This window comes from Streptosporangium sp. NPDC050855, assembly GCF_044456585.1.
Lineage (GTDB): Bacteria > Actinomycetota > Actinomycetes > Streptosporangiales > Streptosporangiaceae > Streptosporangium > Streptosporangium longisporum.
On the sequence record NZ_JBITFY010000006.1, the window covers coordinates 303,113 to 322,090 of the forward strand.

Sequence of the window (18,978 nt, forward strand, 5' to 3'; positions counted from 1 at the left end):
GACCGCCACCGACCCCGGGACCGACACCGATCCCGGGACCGACACCGACACCGACACCGACACCGACACCGAGACCGCCAGACCCATGAGGACCATCGAGCCCATCGGGGGACCGTTCAAGGACCTTTCGGACCTGTGAGGGACTCCCGGGGGAGACCCCTGACGAGAGCGAGGGCGCCGTGAGTGATCCGACGCGCATCCTGGTCGTCGACGCGTTCGACAGTTTCGTCTACATCATCCGCCAGTACCTGATGTCGGCCGGGGCCGACCCCGTGGTGGTACGCGCCAACGAGCTGCGCCCCGACGACGTGCGGCGGATGCGGCCCGGCGGGATCCTGCTGGGACCCGGCCCCGGCCACCCGGCCGAGTCCGGCCACGTGGAGCTGGTACGGGCCTTCGCCGGCCGGGTGCCGATGCTCGGCGTCTGCCTCGGGCACCAGGCGATCGGCCTGGCCTACGGCGCGGACGTGGTGCGGGCGCGGAACCTGATGCACGGCAAGACCAGCCGCGTCGTGCACGACGGCAGGGGAGTGTTCGCCGGGATGCGCGACGGCTTCCGGGCGACCCGCTACCACTCGCTGATCGTGGCCGAGGAGACCGTCCCGGACTGCCTGGAGGTCAGCGCCCGCTCCCGCGACGACGGCTACGTCATGGGGCTGCGCCACCGCGACCTGCCGATCGAGTCCGTGCAGTTCCATCCCGAGAGCGTCCACACCGAGGACGGCATGAGAATGATCGGCTCCTTCACCGCCGCCTGCGCGGACTACCCGGCCTGGGACCGGCGCGCGACCGCCTCCGAGGCCGCGTGACGACGGGCCCGCCCGTGCCTCTGCGCCGCACGGGCGGGTCCGGACCGCCCGTGCGGTTCGAACCAGCCCGTACCGCCAGGAACCGCGCAATCGCGGAGATGCGTCGCATCGTCCCGGGTGGGACCGTCCCAGTGATCGGCCGATCTCACCGCCCGACCCGAACGGTCACCGCCACGGCCGCGGTGCAGAAAGACAGGTAACCATGCGTCCCTTCCGTATCGACATCCCGCAAGCCGACCTCGACGACCTGCACCGCAGGCTGGACGCGGCCCGCTGGCCGGGCGAGGTGCCCGGCGTCGGCTGGGAGCGCGGCGTGCCCCTGGACTACCTCAGGGAACTGGCCGAGTACTGGCGGACGAGCTACGACTGGCGCGCGGCCGAGGCCCGCCTCAACCGGTACCCGCAGTTCGTCACCGAGATCGACGGCGCGAACGTGCACTTCCTGCACGTGCGGTCACCGCACCCCGGGGCCGTGCCGCTGATCCTCACCCACGGCTGGCCCGGCTCCTTCGCCGAGTTCGTCGACGTGATCGAGCCGCTGACCACCGGCGACCCCGACAACGCCTTCCACGTGGTCGTCCCGTCCATCCCCGGGTTCGGGTTCTCCGGGCCGGCCCCGGAGGCCGGCTGGGACGTGCCCCGCGTCGCGCGGGCGTGGGCCGAGCTCATGCACCGCCTCGGGTACGACCGCTACATCGCCCAGGGCGGCGACTGGGGCAAGGTGATCTCCCTCAACCTCGGCCTGGCCGACCCCGAGCACGTCATCGGCGTGCACCTGAACATGCTGGTGACGTTCCCGCCCGACGACCCCGCCGCGCTCGCCGACCTCGACGAGGCCGACCTGGCCAAGCTGGGGCACGCCCAGTGGTTCGCCGACGACGGGCTCGGCTGGCAGAAGATCCAGTCGACCCGGCCGCAGACCCTGGCCTACGGCCTGACCGACTCCCCGATCGGCCAGCTCGCCTGGATCGTGGAGAAGTTCAAGGAGTGGACCGACTCGGACAAGTCCCCCGAGGACGCGATCGACCGGGACCGGCTCCTGACCAACGTCATGATCTACTGGCTCACCGCCACCGCGGGGTCCAGCGCGCAGATCTACTACGAGACCACCCACCTGGCGGCCGACTTCGTCCGCACCTGGGGAGGCCCCTGGCCGCTGACCATGCCGGTCGGGGTGGCGGTCTTCCCGGCCGACGCCTCGCGGCCGGTCCGGCGCTTCGCCGAGCGGATCCTGCCGACGCTCTCGCACTGGACCGAGTTCGACCGCGGCGGCCACTTCGCCGCCATGGAACAGCCCGAGCTGTTCGTCGGTGACGTGCGCGCGTTCGCCCGTTCCCTGAGGTGAGGTACTACCACCTGCCCGAGTTCGGCGGCGTGGACGCGCTCCGGCTCGGCGAGCGCGACGAACCCCGGCCCGGCCCGCGCCAGGTGCTGGTCCGCATGCGCGCCTGGTCGCTGAACCACCGCGACCTGCTGATCGCGCGCGCCGCGTACGGCCGCGACGTCCGGCCCGGGGTGGTCCCGCTCTCCGACGGCGCGGGCGAGGTCGCCGCGACCGGTGAGGGGGTGACGCGCTGGCGGACCGGCGACCGGGTGGTCTGCACCGTCATACCGCGCTGGATCGCGGGCCCGCCGACCGCGGAGAAGGTCGCCGGGATGCTCGGCGGGTCGCTCGACGGGGTGCTGGCCGAGTACGTGGTCTTCGACGAGGAGGCCCTGGTCGCCGTCCCCGCGCACCTGAGCCTGGCCGAGGCCGCGACGCTGCCGTGCGCCGCCGTGACCGCCTGGCACGCGCTGGTCGAGGTGGGCGGCCTGCGGCCGGGACAGCGGCTGCTGACGCTGGGCACCGGCGGGGTCTCGCTCTTCGCGCTGCAGCTGGCCGTGGCCGGCGGCGCCCGCGTGACCGCCACCTCCGGCAGCGCGGGCAAGCTCGACCGGCTCCGCGACCTCGGCGCCGCTGACGTGATCGACCACGCCGCCGACCCCGGGTGGGGGGCGACGGTGCACGAGCGGTCCGGGGGCGGCGTGGACCACGTCATCGAGGTCGGCGGGTCCGGCACGCTGCGCCAGTCGATCGAGGCCGTCCGGACCGGGGGCCGGATCAGCGTCATCGGGGTGCTGAGCCGGGGGGAGGGCATCGGCCCGGTCCCCCTGCTGCGCAAGGCCCTGTCCGTCCAGGGGGTGCTGGTGGGCAGCCGGGAGATGTTCGAGGAGATGAACCGGGCGCTGGAACGGCACCGGATCCACCCGGTCGTCGACGGGGTGTTCCCCTTCTGCGACGCCGCCGACGCCTACCGCCGCCTCGCCTCCGGCCGGCACGTCGGCAAGGTCGTGATCGCCGCCGACTGACCGGCCGGCGGATCCCGGCAATCGAGAAGTAGTCCGGCGGACACGGCCGGTGTGATCCTGGGAAAAAGGCGCCACGAGAGGCAGAACAAAAAGGCGCCTCGATAAATCACCATTTTTTATGGAAAAGGACGTATGAAGCATGACGGGTTCCGCCACGCCGGAGCCACGGCTTCGCCGTTCCGTGGCGGCGACCGTGGTCGGCAACTTCGTCGAGTACTTCGACTGGCTGGCCTACGGTCTCTTCGCCCCCCTGTTCGCCGCGCAGTTCTTCCCGGCCGCCGACCCCGTCACGTCGCTGCTCGGCGCGTTCGCGGTGTTCGCCGCCGGCATGCTGTTCCGGCCGCTCGGGGGCGTGCTGTTCGGCAGGCTCGCCGACCGGCGCGGGCGCCGCCCCGCCCTGCTGCTCTCGATCGCCCTGATGGCCGCCGGGTCCACGCTCATCGGGATCGCCCCGACGTACGAGCAGATCGGCGTGTTCGCGGCGCTGCTGCTGCTGCTGGCCAGGGCGGCCCAGGGGCTGTCCTCCGGAGGGGAGTGGCCCGCCGCGGTCACGTACCTGATGGAGATGGCCGCGGAGAACCGCAAGTGCTTCTACGGCGGCCTGTTCTCGATGACCGCCTCGGCGGGCGCGTTCCTGGCCGCGCTGCTCGGCGGAGGGCTGTCGGACCTGCTGGGCCCGGCGGCCATGACCGAGTGGGGCTGGCGGGTGCCGTTCCTGCTCGGCGGGGTGTTCGGCGTCGTCCTGCTGCTGGCGCGCAACCGCCTGGCCGAGACCGCCGTCTTCGAGCGCGAGGTGCGCCCCCGCCCGGCCCGCGGCTCCTTCCGCAAGGTCCTGGTCGAGTACCGGCGCCAGGTCCTGCTGACGGTGCTGTTCGTGGCCGGGCTCACCACGGTCATCGGGACCTGGTCGACCGTGGTGCCGGCCATCGGGCACCGCATCGCCCCGCCGGGGACGATGTTCTGGGCCGTGGTCGTCGTCAACCTGATCTCGATGGCGACGATGCCGTTCCTCGGCCGCCTGGCCGACCGGATCGGTGAGCGGCGCTTCCTGACCGCCGTCACCCTCGTCTTCCTGGTCGCCGGGCCGTTCGCCTACCTCGGCATGACGCCCGACCTCGCCGTCCTGACGGCCGCCTACGGCAGCGGCGTCCTGTACATGGGGTGCGTGACGGCCGTCATGCCCAAGATGCTCGCCGCGGTCTTCCCGCCCGAGGTGCGCGGCCTGGGCATCGGCCTGCCGCACGGGCTCACCACGGCGATCCTCGGCGGCCTCACCCCGTCGGTGGCCACCTACCTCGACGGGCGCGGCCTGTCCGGCTGGTACATCGCCGGGGTGATGGCGACGGTGCTGCTGGGATGGCTCGCCGCCGTCGTCGCGACCCGCCGGCCCGCGACCGCGCCCCCCGCGCCGGCCCCGAGGCGGCGTGAACCCGCCGGACTGGCCGGGTGACCGGCCCACCGGCCACCGGGCACTTCCCGACCGATCCCGCTCTGGAGGAGAAATTGCTGACCATCGATGTCCCGACGAGGGACGAGCTCGTACGGCGCGTGGCCGAATCGGTGCCGGCGCTGCGGTCGAAGGCCGCCTGGTCGGAGGAGAACCGGCGGCTGCACGAGGAGACGATCACCACGCTGGCCGGGGCCGGGGTCTTCCGGCTCAGGACGCCGAAGCGCTACGGCGGCTACGAGTGCGACACCCGCACCCTGGTCGACGTGGCCGCCGAGCTGGCCCGCGCCGACGGCTCCACCGCGTGGACCGCCTCGGTCTACTGGATCCCCACCTGGATGGCGTGCCAGTTCCCCGACGAGGTGCAGGACGAGGTGTTCTCCACCCCTGACGTGCGGGTGTGCGGCACGCTGAGCCCGACCGCGATGGCCACCCCGGTGGACGGCGGCGTCGTGGTCAACGGCAGGTGGGGGTTCGTCAGCGGCGCGCTGCACAGCCACTGGCAGGAGATCGTGGCCGTCCAGGTCGGCCCCGGCGCCGAACCCATGCCGATCATCGCGCTGGTCCCCGTCTCCGACCTGCAGATCGTCGACGACTGGCACACGGCCGGGCTGAAGGGCACCGGGAGCGTCACCACGGTGGCGCAGGAGGTGTTCGTGCCCGCCGCCCGGGTGCTCCCGCTGGGCGCCGTCCTGTCCGGGCAGCCCGCCTCCGCCGCGAGCGCCGCCTCCGCGATCTACCGGGCACCCCTGCTCCCGGTCGCCTCCGCCTCCTCCGTCGGCACCGCGATCGGGCTGGCCAGGGCCGCGCGCGAGGCGTTCTTCGAGCGGCTCCCGGAACGGAAGATCACCTACACCGACTACGAGAGCCAGCGGGTCGCGCCGCTGACCCACCTGCAGGTCGCCGACGCCACCATGAAGATCGACGAGGCCGAGTTCCACGCCCACCGCCTGGCCGCGACCGTGGACGCCAAGGCCGCCGCGGGCGAGCCGTGGACGATCGAGGAACGCGCCAGGGCCCGCGCGGACATGGGCGCGGCCTGCCGCCTGGCCAAGGAGGCGGTGGACATCCTCAACAACGCCAGCGGCGGCGGGTCGATCTACAGCCACGTGCCCATCCAGCGGATCGAGCGCGACGTGCAGGCGCTGAACCTGCACGCCCTGATGCACCCCGACACCAACGCCGAGCTCTACGGCCGGGTCCTGTGCGGCCTGGAGCCCAACACCCACTACATCTGACCGCCGGAGACCGCGGTGCCCAGGCCGGGCACCGCGGGGAGAGGGACCACCATGACCGCGACCACCGTGACCACCACGACCGCCGTCGAGCAGGCGGCCGCGGTTCCCCAGCGCATCATCAAGGCCTGGGCCGACCACGACGCCGCCGCCTTCGCCGACGTGTTCACCGAGGACGGGACCATGATCCTGCCCGGCGTCTACCGCAAGGGACGCGAGGAGATCCGCGCGTTCATGACCGGGGCGTTCGCCGGCCCGTACAAGGGGACGCAGGTCACCGGCTCCCCGGTGGACGTCAGGCTGATCGGCGACCGCACCGCGGTGCTGATCACCCAGGGCGGGGTGCTGGCGCCCGGCGAGACCGAGGTCTCCGCCGAGCGGGCCGTACGGGCGAGCTGGGTGCTGGTCGAGCAGGACGGGCAGTGGCGCCTGGCGGCCTACCAGAACAGCCCGCGCGACGCGGCCGGGGCCTGACCCGGGACGCGCCCGCCGGGTCCCCGGGCCGGTGCGGCCGCACCGGCCCGGGGACCCGGCACAAGTCCGCAATCCAGAAGATGCCCCACCGGGCGACCGGGACCACGATGAGGCGGGGGCGGCGAACCGCCTGCGTTCCGGAGACCATGTCCGTCGGAGGTCCCGGCACGGGACCCGAGAAAGGAAGACACGTCCAGACCATGAGTGACATCCAGAAGCTCGTTCAGGAGGCCATCGACCAGCTCGTCGAGTCCGGAGCCGAGACGGGTCTTCAGGCCGCCGTCTACCGCGACGGCGTCCTCGTGGCCGACGCCGTCGCCGGCGTCGCCGACCCGGCCACCGGCCGCAGGCTCGACTCCGGCACCCCGATCTTCAGCACCTCCATGGGCAAGGGGGTCGCCGCCACCGTCGTGCACGTGCTCGTCGAGCGCGGGGTGTTCGGGTACGACACCCGCGTCGCCGAGCTGTGGCCCGAGTTCGCCGCGCACGGCAAGGACTCCGTGACGGTGCGCCACGTGCTGACCCACTCGGCCGGCGTGCCCGGCGTGCCGGAGGACCTCAAGCCCGCGGACCTGTCCGACTGGCAGAAGATGGTCTCCTTCATCGAGAACGCCGAGCCGTGGTGGGAGCCGGGCACCAAGACCGGCTACCACACCCTGACGTTCGGCTACATCGTCGGGGAGATCATCCGCCGCGCCACCGGCAAGCCCATCTCGCAGGTGCTGCGCGAGGAGGTCGCCGCCCCGCTCGGCGTCGCCGAGGAGCTGTACTTCGCCGTTCCCGAGTCCCGCCTCGACGCCGTGGCCAGGCTGGAGGACATGCCGGGCGCCGCGGAGATGGCGGCCTCGATGCCCGCGGACCTGCCGATGTTCAAGACGGCGCCGCTGTCCGTGGCGCCCTCGGCCGAGCTGTACAACGACCCCGCCTTCCTCACCGCCGACGTCCCGGCGGGCGGCACCATGACCGCGCGGGCGGTGGCGCGCATGTACGCCGCCCTGCTGGGCGAGGTGGACGGCGTCCGCCTGATCTCGCCCGAGCGGCTCCGGGAGGTCACCGCCCCCGCGGAGACCGGCCAGGACCAGATCTTCGGCTTCCCGGCCTCGCGGACGCTGGGCTACGACTTCGGCCAGCCGATCAAGCAGGCGGGCGAGACCCCGACCGCGTTCGGCTTCGCCGGCACCAACGGCGCCGCGGTGTCCGCGGACACCGCCACCGGCACCGTGGTCGCCGTGACGAAGACCCGGATCGCGATGGGCCAGTTCGCCGCCTACGAGAAGGTCGCGGAGATCGTCGCCTCGTCGACGCGCTGACGGCCGGGGGCCGCGCCGCCCGTCGGCCGTGAGGGACGGGCGGCGCGGCCTTCGCCGCGTGAAGGATCAAGGAGGACGCGGTGTCGGACAAGGCCGACATGAGCGCCAGGCTGTGGTCGCTCGCGCACCTGGGAACCCCGATGGCGATCCGGGTGGCCGCCACGCTGCGCATCGCCGACCGGGTGGCCGCCGAGCCCCGGAGCGCGCGGGAACTCGCCGAGCAGACCGGCGCGCACGCCGACGCGCTGGAGCGCGTGCTGCGGCACCTGGCCGCCAAGGGCGTGCTGTCCCGGGACGACGCCGGGCGGTACGCGCTGACCCCGCTGGGCGAGCCGCTGCGCACCGGCCACCCCGCCCACCTGCGGGACATGCTGGACATCGACGGCGCGGTCGGCCGCGCCGAGCTCAGCCTCGTCCGGCTCCTGCACAGCGTGCGCACGGGCGAGGCCGCCTACCCCGTGCAGTTCGGCCGCCCCTTCTGGGACGACCTGGCCGCGAACCCGGCGCTGGCCGCCTCCTTCGACGCGCGGATGGGGGCCGACGCCGTCGAGCGGGCCGGTGAGATCGTGTCGGCCTGCGACTGGGGGGCGCTGGGCCACGTCGTCGACGTCGGCGGCGGCGACGGCACGCTCATGATCGCGCTGCTGACCCGTTTCCCCGCCCTGCGGGGGACCGTCGTGGACCTGCCCGGCACCGCGGAGACCGCGCGCAAGGCGCTGGCCGAGGCCGGGCTCGCCGACCGGGGCGACGTCGTCCCCGGAAGCTTCTTCGAGCCGCTGCCGCGCGGACGCGGGGGATACCTGCTCTCGTCGGTCGTCCACGACTGGGACGACGAGGCGGCACGGACGATCCTGCGCCGCTGCGCGGAGGCGGCCGGCGACGACGGCTCGGTCTTCGTCATCGAGCGGATCGGCCCGGACGGTGAGTCGCCGCACACCGCCATGGACCTGCGGATGCTCGCCTACTACGGCGGGAAGGAACGCCGCGCCGCCGAACTGGCCGCGCTGGCGGCGGACGCCGGGCTCGAGGCGGTGGCGGTGCACCCGGCCGGGCGGCTGTCGGTGATCGAGTTCACCGCCGCGCGGCGTCCCGCGCCCCGGCGGGAGGAGGACGCCGGCCGTACCGGGCGGGACGGCGCGGCCGCGGCAGAAGGACAGGAAGGACAGGAAGGACGAGCCGGAAGGACCGGCACCGAGGCGGCGGTCGCGGCCGGATGACGGCCGGGCGGCGGTCGCGCGGAACGACACGAAGGGCAGGGCAGCCGATGGCGGAGCAGGACGTTATCCGGATCACCGGGGCGCGGGTGCACAACCTCAAGGACGTCTCCCTGACGATCCCGAAGAACAAGATCACCGTGTTCACGGGGGTGTCGGGCTCGGGCAAGTCGTCGCTCGTCTTCGACACCGTGGGCGTCGAGGCGCAACGCCAGCTCAACGCGACGTTCCCCTGGTTCATCCGCAACCAGCTGCCGAAGTACGAACGGCCGCAGGCCGACGCCGTCGAGAACCTCACCCCTCCGGTGATCGTCGACCAGAAGCCGGTGGGCGGCGACGCCCGCTCCACCGTGGGGACGATGACCGACGTCTACTCCATGGTCCGTGCCCTGTTCGCGCGGCACGAGGGACCCGACGGCCGGGTCTCGTCGTACTCCTTCAACGATCCCGCCGGCATGTGCCCGGAGTGCGAGGGCCTGGGCCGCACCGTCCAGGTCGACCTGGAGCTGTTCTTCGACCGCTCCAAGTCCCTCCAGGACGGGGCGATCCAGTACCCCGAGTACAAGGTGGGCAGCCCCGACTGGCAGATCTGGGTCAACTCCGGCCGCTTCGACCCGGACAAGCCGCTGAAGGACTTCACCGACAAGGAGTGGAACGACCTGCTCCACGGCACGGGCGGGCCCAAGATCAAGGTCAAGACGAAGAACGTCTCCTTCCAGACCGACTACGAGGGCGTCATCGACCGCTTCACCCGGCTCAACCTCAAGCGCGACCTGTCCGCGCTGAGCGCGAAGCGGCGCGAGACCGTCGAACGGTTCATGAACAGCGGTGTCTGCCCGGCCTGCGAGGGCGCCCGGCTGAACGCCGCCGCGCTCGCCACCCGGATCAACGGCCGCAACATCGCCGAGTGGTGCTCCATGCAGATCACCGACCTGCGCAAGGAGCTGACCGGGATCGACGACCCGGTGGCCGTCCCGATCGCCGCGGCCCTGGAGCGCATCGTCGCGATCGGGCTCGGCTACCTCAGCCTGGACCGTCCCACGCCCACGCTCTCCGGCGGGGAGGGGCAGCGGCTGAAGATGGTCCGGCACCTGGGCAGCGAGCTGACCGGCCTGACGTACATCTTCGACGAGCCGAGCGTCGGCCTGCACCCGCGCGACGTGGAGCGGCTCACCGAGCAGCTCCGCGCGCTGCGCGACCAGGGCAACACGGTGCTGGTCGTCGAGCACGACCCCGACGTGATCGCCGTCGCCGACCACGTCGTCGACGTCGGCCCGGGCGCGGGCGCCCACGGAGGTGAGATCGTCTTCTCCGGGGACCTGAAGGGCCTGCGCGGGTCCGGCACCGCCACCGGCCGCGCGCTGGGCGTCAAGGCCGAGATCAAGAAGGACGTCCGCACGCCGCGCGGAGAGCTGCGGATCGAGGGCGCCGACCTGCACAACCTGAAGAACGTGACCGTGACCATCCCCGCCGGGGTGCTGACGGCCGTCACCGGCGTGGCCGGGGCGGGCAAGAGCACCCTGATCGGCGAGGTGTTTCGCGCCTGCCGGCCGGAGGCGGTCTTCGTCGACCAGTCACCGATCGCCGCGTCCTCCCGGTCCACGCCCGCCACCTACCTCGGCATGATGGACCCGATCCGCAAGCTGTTCGCCAAGGCTGGCGGTGTCGACGCGGGACTGTTCAGCTTCAACTCCAAGGGCGCCTGCGAGGAGTGCCAGGGGCGCGGCGTCATCATCACCGAGCTGGCCTTCGCCGACCCGGTCACGGTCCACTGCGAGACCTGCCGGGGCCGGCGGTTCAAGGAGGAGGTGCTGGCCCACCGGCTGCGCGACGCCTCCATCGCCGACGTGCTGGAGATGCCGGCCGAGACGGCCGCGGAGTTCTTCACCGAGAAGGCCCTGCGCGCCAAGGCCCAGGCCCTCATCGACGTCGGCCTGGGATACCTCACCCTCGGGCAGCCGCTCAGCTCGCTGTCCGGAGGTGAGCTGCAGCGCATCAAGCTCGCCGACCGGCTCGGCCGAACCGGGGAGATCTACGTCCTCGACGAGCCCACCACCGGGCTGCACCTGTCCGACGTCGACACCCTCATGGCCCTGCTGGACCGCATCGTCGACGAGGGGAACACGGTCGTCGTCGTCGAGCACCACCTCGACGTCGTCCGGCAGGCCGACTGGGTGATCGACCTGGGTCCCGAGGGCGGCCACGACGGGGGACGGGTCGTCTTCACCGGCACCCCCGGCGACCTCGTCGAGTCCACGGACTCGATCACGGCCGAGTACCTCCGGCGCCACGTGCGGTCCCGGGGCTCCCGGTCCGCCACGTCCACGAAGTCCGCGGGCTGAGCCCCGGCGGGGGCCGGCCCGGCAGGGCCCGGCCCCCGCCTCGGATCACCCCCGGCGGGGGCCGATCAGGCGGCCCGGCCGGTACGAACCGGCCGGGCGGCCCGATGAGCCTCCGGCGGGTGCCGGGACGACGGCACGACCCGGCCGCTCCCGCACCGGGACGTTCGAGGAAGGCCCCGTCCCCGAGGAGTTCGGGGAAGGGCGAGACGACCGAGGCAAAGGATGATGATGACCGAGCGGGCGGCGGCCTCCCCCGAGGAGGCGATGGCGGCGTTGCTGTCCCCGGACGGACGCCGCGACCCCTATCCCCGTTACGAGGCACTGCGCGCCCACGGGGACCTGGTGACCGTCAGACCCGGCCTGATGGCCGCGGTCGGTTACGCGGTGTGCGCGCGAGCCCTGCGGGAACCGTGGCTCCAGGTCCAGGACGCCGGGAGCTACGACCGGGACCTGCCGGGATGGCGCTCCCACTCCTCCCTGCGGGGATGGACCGGCTCCATGCTGTACACCAACCCGCCCGACCACACGCGGCTGCGGCGCCTGGTCAGCGGCGCGTTCACGTTCCGCCGGGTGACGGCACTGGGGCCGGCGATCGAGCGCATGACCGGCCGGCTGCTCGACCGCGTCGCCGAGCTCGGCGCGGGCGGGGCCCCGGTGGACTTCATGCGGGAGTTCGCCTTCCGCCTGCCCGTCGGGGTGATCGGCGCCCTGCTCGGCGTCCCCGAGGACGACCAGGGCTGGTTCCGCGCCGCCGCGGCCGACGTGACGCTCGCGCTGGAGGGCACCACCGACCCGTCCGTCCTCGGTACGGCGGACAAGGCCATGGACGAGCTGTCGGCGTACTTCACCACGCTGATCGCCCACCGGCGCCGGCACCCGGCCGACGACCTCGTCAGCGACCTGGTGCGGGTGCACGACACCGACGGGAGCAGGCTCGGCGAGCACGAGCTGACGGCCAACCTCGTCCTGCTGCTGTCGGCCGGCTTCGACACCACCACCCACCTGCTGGGACACGGCCTGAAGCTGGCGCTGGAGCACCCGGACGCGGCCGCGAGGCTCGCCGCGGAGCCCGGATTCGCCGAGGGCTACGTGGAGGAGTGCCTGCGCTTCGAGCCGCCCGTCCAGGCCACCACCCGCTGGGCCGTCACCGACGCCGACCTGCTGGGGACGCGCGTCCCCGAGGGCACCAAGGTGGTGGTCATGCTGGCCGCAGGGAACCGGGACCCGCGTCGTTTCGACCGGCCGGACGTCTTCGACCCGGCGAGACCGGACAACCAGCCGCTGAGCTTCGGCGGCGGTGCCCACTTCTGCCTGGGGGCGGCCCTGGCCCGCCTGGAGGCGCGGATCGCGCTGCCCATGCTGCTGCGCCGCTTCCCGGCCGTCACCGCCGCCGGGCCCGCCGACTACCGCGACCGCTGGCTGGTACGGGGCCACGACACCTTCCCCGTCACCGTCGGGTGACGTCCACGAGCCGAGGGACCGCCACCGGACGGGACCGACCACGTGGGAGACGACCGGGTGAGAGCCGGCCGCCCGGGAACGACCGCGTGAGAGACGACCGCGCGGGAGAGACGACCCGGGAGACGACCGGGTGAGGAGCGACGGACCGGGCGGGGGACGCGAGGAGAACGAGAAACGGCCGGGGCGCCCGCGGGCGCCCCGGCCGTGACCCGTGCGGCCGGCGAAGCCGTCAGAAGTTCCACCTGGTCGCGCCGTACGGTGCCGCGGTGCCCAGGGCGAACACCTTGTCCGGGACCACCTCGTACACGTACCACGGGGGCGGCCCCGCGCTCGGGGCGCTGTACTCGGCGTACAGGGCGCCGTCGCGGACGGACGGTTCCCAGCCCTGCGCCGCGTACGCCTCGGCGATCCCCTGCAGCCGGTCCTCCGCGGTCACCCGCTCCGCCCGCCCCTCCACGACGAGGTCGAACTCCTTCAGGGCGACCGTGACGGCGCAGCGCGGGTCGTGCGCGAGGTTCCTGCCCTTGCGGGTGCCCGGACCGGTGGTGAAGTGGAAGGCACCCTTCCACCAGAGCGCTCCCAGCGGCATGACGTGCGGCCTGCCGTCCGGGCAGACCGTCGTCAGCCAGCAGGTGTACCTGCCGGGACCGCCCGAGCCCGGTACCTGCGAGAAGCCGTCGTCGAGGCCCTCCAGCACCTGCTTCCAGGGGATCGGCGGCGCGCCGTACCCGTCGAGGTTCCGTTCGGCCACGGGTTCCCTCATGAGCATCCTTTCTCTCTGTCCTCTCCGTCACCTGGGGCGGGACGCCTCCCGACTCCTATCACGCCGCGATCTCGACGCGCGTGTGGTCGCCGATGACGAGGCGGTGGCGGATCTCGTCGCGGCGGGGCGCGATGACGGCGGCCCGGCCGATCAGGGAGTCCTGCAGCCGGTCGATCCCCGAGATGGAGGCCTCGTCCATGACGATGGAGCCCGACAGTCCGGTGCCGCGGAGCACGCAGCCGGCACCGAGGGAGACGTCCGGCCCGATCCGGCTGTCCTCGACCAGGGTGCCCGGGCCGACGATCACCGGGCCGACGATCCGCGACCGCACCACGCGGGCTCCCGGCGCCACCACCACCGGGCCCGACAGGCTGCTCAGGGGGTCGACCTCCCCGGCGATCTCGGTACGGAGCCCGCCCAGCAGGTGGCGGTTGCACTCCAGCACGTCCTCGATCCGCCCGGTGTCCTTCCAGTAACCGCCGTACACGCCGGCCCTGACCGTGGCGCCGCGGTCGATCAGCAGCTGGATCGCGTCGGTGATCTCCAGCTCGCCGCGGGCGCCGGGAGTGACGGCCTCGGCCGCCGCGTGGACGGCCGGGGTGAAGAAGTAGACGCCGACGAGGGCCAGGTCGCTACGCGGGTGGCGGGGCTTCTCGACCAGGCGCCGCACGGTGCCGTCCGGCTCCACCTCCGCGACGCCGAACGCCCGGGGGTCGGCCACCCTCTGCACCACCACCTGCGCGGCCGGGCGTTCGGCCCGGAAGGACGCGGCGATGTCGGCGACCCCGTCGGGCAGCATGTTGTCGCCCAGGTACATCACGAAGTCGTCGTCGCCGAGGAACGGCCGGCCCAGCCTGACGCAGTGCGCCAGGCCCAGCGGCCGCTCCTGCCGGATGTAGGTCACGCGCAGTCCCAGGCGGGAGCCGTCGCCGATCGCCCGCTCGATCTCCGGCGACCACGTGCCCACCACGATGCCGACCTCCCTCACCCCCAGTCCCCGGATGTCGTCCAGGACGTGCTCCAGGACCGGACGGCCGGCGATGGGGATGAGCTGCTTCGGCATGGAGTAACTGAAGGGGCGAAGGCGCGTTCCCGACCCGCCCGACAGAACAAGGGCTTTCATGAGCGACTCCGAAGATTCCCTGAGAGCGGCGTGCGCGGACCGCCACGCGGGCCGGTCGTGCCGGCCCGCGTGCCCGGTTCTCAGCGCACGGACATCTCGCCGGCGCCCTCGGGGGCCCGCGCCGGCCCTGACGCGCCGGCGCCTTCCGGCCTCCCGGCACCGGTCTGCGCGGCCTCCCCTGGCGTTCCGGCACCGGTCTGCGCGGTCTGCGCGGCCTCTCCGGCCGGGGAGGTGCCCGCCTCCTGCGGGCCGCCGGCCTGTGCCGCGCCGGTGGGCGGGACCCGCCGCAGGCCGGCCAGCGCGACGGCGGCCAGACCGAGGAAGACGACCGCCGTGACGACCGCGGTGACGTGCAGCCCGGAGGTGAAGGCCTCCCGGGCGGAGGCGAGCAGCTCGCCACCGGCCTGCCCGGGGAAGCGCTGCGCGGCGAGCACCGCTCCGCTGATGCTCTCCCGGGCGGCCTGGGCCGCCCCGTCGGGCACCCCGGCGGGCACGGTGACGCCGGTGCGGTAGACCGCGGTGGCCACCAGGCCCAGGACGGCCACCCCCATCGCGGTGCCGAACTCGCTCCCGGTGGACTGCAGCGACCCGGCCGAGCCGGCGCGCTCCGGCGGCGCGGACGTCATGACCAGCAGGGGGCTCAACACGGTGATCGGGCTGCCGCCGGCGTAGACCATGACCAGGCCGGTCATCAGGAGCGGCATGTCGCCGGAGGCGCCCACCCGGGTGAGCACGACCATCCCGGCCGCCGCGAGCACGGCTCCGGCGGCGATCAGGTACGCCGGGCGCACGACCCGCGCGACCGCGCCGGCCACGTTGCCCATCACGATCATGACCACCGCCGGGAGCACCATCCACAGCGCCACGCCCGAGGGCGAGTATCCCTGGACGAGCTGCAGGAACAGCGTCACCACCAGGCCGGTCCCGCCCATGACGAACGCGAACATCAGCGACAGCACCATGGTGCCGGAGAGCACGCGGATGCCGAACAGGCGCAGGTCGAGGAGCGGGTCGGTCAGCGTGCGCTGCCGCCGTACGAAGACCAGCGCGCAGGCCGCGCCCAGCAGGATCGCGGCGGCCGCCTGCGGGGCCGGGCCACCGCGGGCCAGCTCCTTGAGCCCGTAGATGAGCGGCAGCACCGCGCCCAGGGAGAGCAGCACGCTCGGCACGTCCAGCCGTCCCGCGTCCGGGTTGCGGGACTCGGGCACCAGGAACGGCGCGGTCAGCAGCAGCAGGCCCATGACGGGCACGGCCATCAGGAAGATCGATCCCCACCAGAAGGCGCCCAGCAGCAGGCCGCCGACCACGGGGCCGAGGATCACGCCCGCCATGATGGACGAGCCCCACACGGCCATGGCCGTGCCCATCTGCCGGGGGTCGGGGAACATGTCCCGGATCAGCGCGAGGACGGAGGGGGCCACCGTCGCCCCGGCCACGCCGAGCAGCGCCCGGGCGCCGATCAGCATCGGCGTCGAGGTCGCGTAGGCGGCCAGCAGCGAGGCGGCGACGAACATCGCGGCCCCGGCCAGCAGCACTTTGCGCCGGCCGATCCGGTCGCCCAGCGTGCCCATCGTGACCAGGAAACCGGCGATCATGAAGCCGTAGATGTCCGAGATCCAGAGCTGTTCGACCCCGCCCGCGCCCAGGTCGGCGCTCACGTGCGGCAGCGCCAGGAACATCACGGTGATGTCCACGGTGGTGAGCATGGTCGGCAGGCACATCACGGCCAGGCCCGCCCACTGGCGCCATCCGGCCCTCGCGGGAGTGCCGGAGGCAACGTCCGCTGTAGTCACGCACCTGTCCTCTCGTCGTCGGGGCACGTTCGCACCGGCCCGGTTCCGGGCCGACACCTGTCCCGCCCACGATCACAGGTCGCGCCGGTCCGGCACATCTTCCGGCGTGCGCTTCCCGCGGTACGGCCCGGCCGGCGGGAGCGCACGCCGGAAGATGCCCCGCGCGGGCGGCGGTGGGATCGTCCGTCGTGGCGGCAGCGGGCGGACCGTCCCGGACACCCGTACCGGACGATCGGCCCGGGACGCCCGTACCGGACGATCCGCCCCGGACCGCGGGAACGCGGTCCCGGCCCGACCCACACCGGCCCGACCTCACATCACAGGGGAAGCCCCATGCGCGTCCTGTTCACCTCGTATCCGTCGCACGCCCACCTGTGGCCTGTCGTACCGTGCGCGTGGGCACTGCAGAGCGCGGGACACGAGGTCCGCGTCGCCACCCACGCCTCCTTCGCCGGCTCCGTCACCGCGGCCGGACTCACCCCGGTGCCGCTGGGGGACCCGGACGGCGTCGAGCCGCGCATCAGGCCCGACGCCAAGCCGCCGGAGCACCCCGACGAGGTGCTCCGCCACGCCGACGTGCTCGGCCTGACCGGCCAGGAGCGCGAGCACTGGATCGTCTTCCACCAGTGGCTGCTCTGCGCGATCTCCGACTACGTGCGGACCGACCTGCCGGAGGCCGGGGAACTGGTCGACTTCGCCCGCGCCTGGCGTCCCGACCTGGTGATCTGGGACCCGACGTTCGCCTCCGGCCCGGTGGCCGCGCGCGCCTGCGGAGCCGCGCATGCCCGTTTCCTGCTGGGCCCCGACTTCCCGGGCTGGAGCTTCGACCGGGTCGCGGAGAAACGCGACGCGCTGCGGGCGGCCGGCCTGCCGGAGAACCTCCAGGCCGACCTGCTCAGGCCGCTGGCGGAGCGGTACGGGATGGAGGTCGACGACGAGCTGCTGTACGGGCAGTGGTCCATCGACCCGATGCCGCCCGGCATGAGGCTGCCGACCAGCGCGGTCACGGTCCCGATGCGCTACGTCCCCTACAACGGCGCCGTCCCCTTCCCCGAGTGGCTCCGCGAGCGGCCCCGGGTGCCCAGGATCGCCCTGACGCTGGGGGAGTCGACCCGCAGGTTCATCAAGGGCGACTGGGGCCGCTCACCGATGATCATCGAGGCCGTGAAGGACCTGGACGTCGAGCTGGTCGCCACCCTCAACTCCCTGCAGCTCGAGGGCATCCGGGACCTCCCCGCCAACGTGCGCGCGATCGAGTGGGTCTCGCTGAACCAGCTGCTGCCGACCTGCTCGGCGGTCATCCACCACGGAGGCATCGGCACGTTCGGCGCGGCGTGCGCGTTCAAGGTCCCGCAGATCGTCTGCGACACCGAGGAGACCGTCCTGGTACGCCCCTCCGAGGTGGACCCGCGCACCATCGAGGACGGCACCTTCCGCAACGGCTTCGAGTTCGGCGTCAGCGAGGAGGTCGTCCAGACCGTCACGACCTGGGAGCTGCCGGCCAAGAAGCTGGAGGCGACCCCCACGTCGGAGTACGTGATCGGCCGCGGCGCCGGCACCCGGCTCAACCACCGGGCGCAGTCGGTCGACGAGATCCGCAAGATGATCGAGCAGGTGGTGAGCGACGTCTCCTACGCGCGCGGCGCGCAGGCCGTCCTCGACGACTGGCTCTCCCTGCCGAGCCCGGCCGCCGTCGTCCCCGTGCTGGAGCGGCTGACCGCGGAGCACCGGCGCGCATGAGCGGCCCGGCTGACCGCCGAGCACCGGCGCGGATGAGCGGCCCGGCGCCGACGACCATGGAGGACCGATGCGCACGCTGACCACCGGCACGCTCGCGGTGCCCGGCGCGACCCTCTACCACGAGGTCCGCGGGAGCGGCCCGCCCCTGCTGCTCGTCCCCACCGGCAACGGCGACGCCGGGCCCTACGAACCGATGGCCGAGGCACTGGCGGACCGCTACACGGTCATCACCTACGACCGGCGCGGCTTCTCCCGCAGCCGGGCGGACGAGCCGGTGGACGACGCGCGCCGGGTGGACACCGACGCCGACGACGCCCACCGGCTGCTCGCCCACCTGGCCGACGGGCCCGCCCACGTGATGGGCGGCAGCTCCGGCGCCATCACCGCGCTCCACCTGCTCGTCCGCCACCCGGCCGCCGTCCGGACGCTGGTCGCCCACGAGCCGCCGCTGGCCTCCGTCCTGCCGGACGCCGAACGGTGGCTGCGCTTCTACGCCGACCTGTACGAGATCTACCGGCGCGACGGCGCCCAGACGGCGATGCGGTTCTTCCGCGACCGGGCCGGCATGGCCGAGCCCACGCGGCCCCCGCGGGAGTTCCAGCCGTCACCGGAGCGGCTGGAGGCGATGCTGGCCCGCATCCGCCGCAACCAGGTCTTCTGGTTCGAGCACGAGATCCTGCCGTACCCGGCGTTCGACCTCGACGTCGCGGCGCTGGAGACGGTCTCGGACCGGCTGGTGCTGGCCGGCGGGAGCGCCTCGCGCGAGCACTTCCCCTACCGGCCCAACACCGTGCTGGCCGAACGGCTCGGCCTGCCGGTCGTCGACTTCCCGGGCGGGCACGTCGGGTACGTGACGCACCCGATCGAGTTCGCCGACATGCTCATCCACATCCTGGGCGACCGCTGACGCCCCGGTGA

General features: G+C 73.3%; 15 protein-coding genes. 12 read left to right on the forward strand and 3 right to left on the reverse strand.

What is annotated here, in order from left to right:
• Positions 1-179: 179 nt before the first annotated feature.
• From ACIBCT_RS15580 to ACIBCT_RS15625, 10 genes are all read left to right on the forward strand, one after another.
• A complete protein-coding gene (locus tag ACIBCT_RS15580) occupies positions 180-809 on the forward strand; it encodes an anthranilate synthase component II (RefSeq protein ID WP_399188849.1) in 630 nt (209 codons plus the stop codon).
• Between the two features lie 202 nt (positions 810-1,011).
• Positions 1,012-2,154, forward strand: coding sequence for an epoxide hydrolase family protein (locus ACIBCT_RS15585; protein ID WP_399188851.1), 1,143 nt, complete (start codon positions 1,012-1,014; stop codon positions 2,152-2,154).
• Positions 2,151-3,158, forward strand: coding sequence for an NAD(P)-dependent alcohol dehydrogenase (locus ACIBCT_RS15590; RefSeq protein WP_399188853.1), 1,008 nt, complete (start codon positions 2,151-2,153; stop codon positions 3,156-3,158). The genes ACIBCT_RS15585 and ACIBCT_RS15590 overlap by 4 nt, the downstream gene beginning before the upstream one ends.
• Before the next feature lie 139 nt (positions 3,159-3,297).
• Positions 3,298-4,608, forward strand: coding sequence for an MFS transporter (locus ACIBCT_RS15595; protein ID WP_399188855.1), 1,311 nt, complete (start codon positions 3,298-3,300; stop codon positions 4,606-4,608).
• A complete protein-coding gene (locus ACIBCT_RS15600; RefSeq protein ID WP_399188857.1) occupies positions 4,605-5,843 on the forward strand; it encodes an acyl-CoA dehydrogenase family protein in 1,239 nt (412 codons plus the stop codon). Before ACIBCT_RS15595 ends, ACIBCT_RS15600 begins: the two co-directional genes overlap by 4 nt.
• 51 nt (positions 5,844-5,894) lie before the next feature.
• On the forward strand, positions 5,895-6,314 hold the full coding sequence (locus ACIBCT_RS15605) for an SgcJ/EcaC family oxidoreductase (RefSeq protein ID WP_399188859.1): 420 nt from the start codon (positions 5,895-5,897) through the stop codon (positions 6,312-6,314).
• 200 nt (positions 6,315-6,514) lie between these two features.
• On the forward strand, positions 6,515-7,624 hold the full coding sequence (locus ACIBCT_RS15610) for a serine hydrolase domain-containing protein (RefSeq protein ID WP_399188861.1): 1,110 nt from the start codon (positions 6,515-6,517) through the stop codon (positions 7,622-7,624).
• A gap of 80 nt (positions 7,625-7,704) precedes the next feature.
• The gene (locus ACIBCT_RS15615) at positions 7,705-8,841 is read left to right on the forward strand and encodes a methyltransferase (RefSeq protein WP_399188863.1); all 1,137 of its coding nucleotides are present in this window, start codon (positions 7,705-7,707) and stop codon (positions 8,839-8,841) included.
• A gap of 47 nt (positions 8,842-8,888) precedes the next feature.
• On the forward strand, positions 8,889-11,180 hold the full coding sequence (locus ACIBCT_RS15620; RefSeq protein ID WP_399188865.1) for an ATP-binding cassette domain-containing protein: 2,292 nt from the start codon (positions 8,889-8,891) through the stop codon (positions 11,178-11,180).
• A 228-nt stretch (positions 11,181-11,408) separates the two neighbouring features.
• Entirely contained in the window at positions 11,409-12,641 is a 1,233-nt protein-coding gene (locus ACIBCT_RS15625) for a cytochrome P450 (protein WP_399188867.1), read from the forward strand.
• A 229-nt stretch (positions 12,642-12,870) separates the two neighbouring features.
• Here the strand turns inward: ACIBCT_RS15625 and ACIBCT_RS15630 are convergent, their stop codons facing one another.
• The 3 genes from ACIBCT_RS15630 to ACIBCT_RS15640 all read right to left on the reverse strand — a co-directional run bounded on the left by ACIBCT_RS15630 (position 12,871) and on the right by ACIBCT_RS15640 (position 16,320).
• Positions 12,871-13,404: a pyridoxamine 5'-phosphate oxidase family protein gene (locus ACIBCT_RS15630; RefSeq protein WP_399188869.1), complete on the reverse strand. Its 534-nt coding sequence runs from the start codon at positions 13,402-13,404 to the stop codon at positions 12,871-12,873.
• A 58-nt stretch (positions 13,405-13,462) separates the two neighbouring features.
• Complete coding sequence (locus ACIBCT_RS15635; RefSeq protein WP_399188871.1) at positions 13,463-14,527, reverse strand: glucose-1-phosphate thymidylyltransferase; 1,065 nt, start codon at positions 14,525-14,527, stop codon at positions 13,463-13,465.
• A gap of 80 nt (positions 14,528-14,607) precedes the next feature.
• Positions 14,608-16,320, reverse strand: coding sequence for an MFS transporter (locus tag ACIBCT_RS15640; protein WP_399188873.1), 1,713 nt, complete (start codon positions 16,318-16,320; stop codon positions 14,608-14,610).
• 333 nt (positions 16,321-16,653) lie between these two features.
• On the opposite strand from ACIBCT_RS15640, the gene ACIBCT_RS15645 reads away from it, so the two are divergent.
• The gene (locus ACIBCT_RS15645) at positions 16,654-18,060 is read left to right on the forward strand and encodes a nucleotide disphospho-sugar-binding domain-containing protein (protein ID WP_399188875.1); all 1,407 of its coding nucleotides are present in this window, start codon (positions 16,654-16,656) and stop codon (positions 18,058-18,060) included.
• A gap of 67 nt (positions 18,061-18,127) precedes the next feature.
• Positions 18,128-18,967 (forward strand): alpha/beta fold hydrolase, encoded by an 840-nt coding sequence (locus ACIBCT_RS15650; RefSeq protein WP_399188877.1) that lies wholly within the window; start codon positions 18,128-18,130, stop codon positions 18,965-18,967.
• The last annotated feature ends 11 nt before the right edge of the window (positions 18,968-18,978 follow it).

Bases quoted from the DNA above. Each gene is read 5' to 3' on its own strand.
- ACIBCT_RS15610 (WP_399188861.1), top strand. From the start codon at position 6,515: ATGAGTGACATCCAGAAGCTCGTTCAGGAGGCCATCGACCAGCTCGTC.
- ACIBCT_RS15625 (WP_399188867.1), top strand. From the start codon at position 11,409: ATGACCGAGCGGGCGGCGGCCTCCCCCGAGGAGGCGATGGCGGCGTTG.
- ACIBCT_RS15630 (WP_399188869.1), bottom strand. From the start codon at position 13,404: ATGAGGGAACCCGTGGCCGAACGGAACCTCGACGGGTACGGCGCGCCG.
- ACIBCT_RS15650 (WP_399188877.1), top strand. From the start codon at position 18,128: ATGCGCACGCTGACCACCGGCACGCTCGCGGTGCCCGGCGCGACCCTC.
- ACIBCT_RS15595 (WP_399188855.1), top strand. From the start codon at position 3,298: ATGACGGGTTCCGCCACGCCGGAGCCACGGCTTCGCCGTTCCGTGGCG.
- ACIBCT_RS15620 (WP_399188865.1), top strand. From the start codon at position 8,889: ATGGCGGAGCAGGACGTTATCCGGATCACCGGGGCGCGGGTGCACAAC.
- ACIBCT_RS15605 (WP_399188859.1), top strand. From the start codon at position 5,895: ATGACCGCGACCACCGTGACCACCACGACCGCCGTCGAGCAGGCGGCC.
- ACIBCT_RS15645 (WP_399188875.1), top strand. From the start codon at position 16,654: ATGCGCGTCCTGTTCACCTCGTATCCGTCGCACGCCCACCTGTGGCCT.
- ACIBCT_RS15585 (WP_399188851.1), top strand. From the start codon at position 1,012: ATGCGTCCCTTCCGTATCGACATCCCGCAAGCCGACCTCGACGACCTG.
- ACIBCT_RS15635 (WP_399188871.1), bottom strand. From the start codon at position 14,527: ATGAAAGCCCTTGTTCTGTCGGGCGGGTCGGGAACGCGCCTTCGCCCC.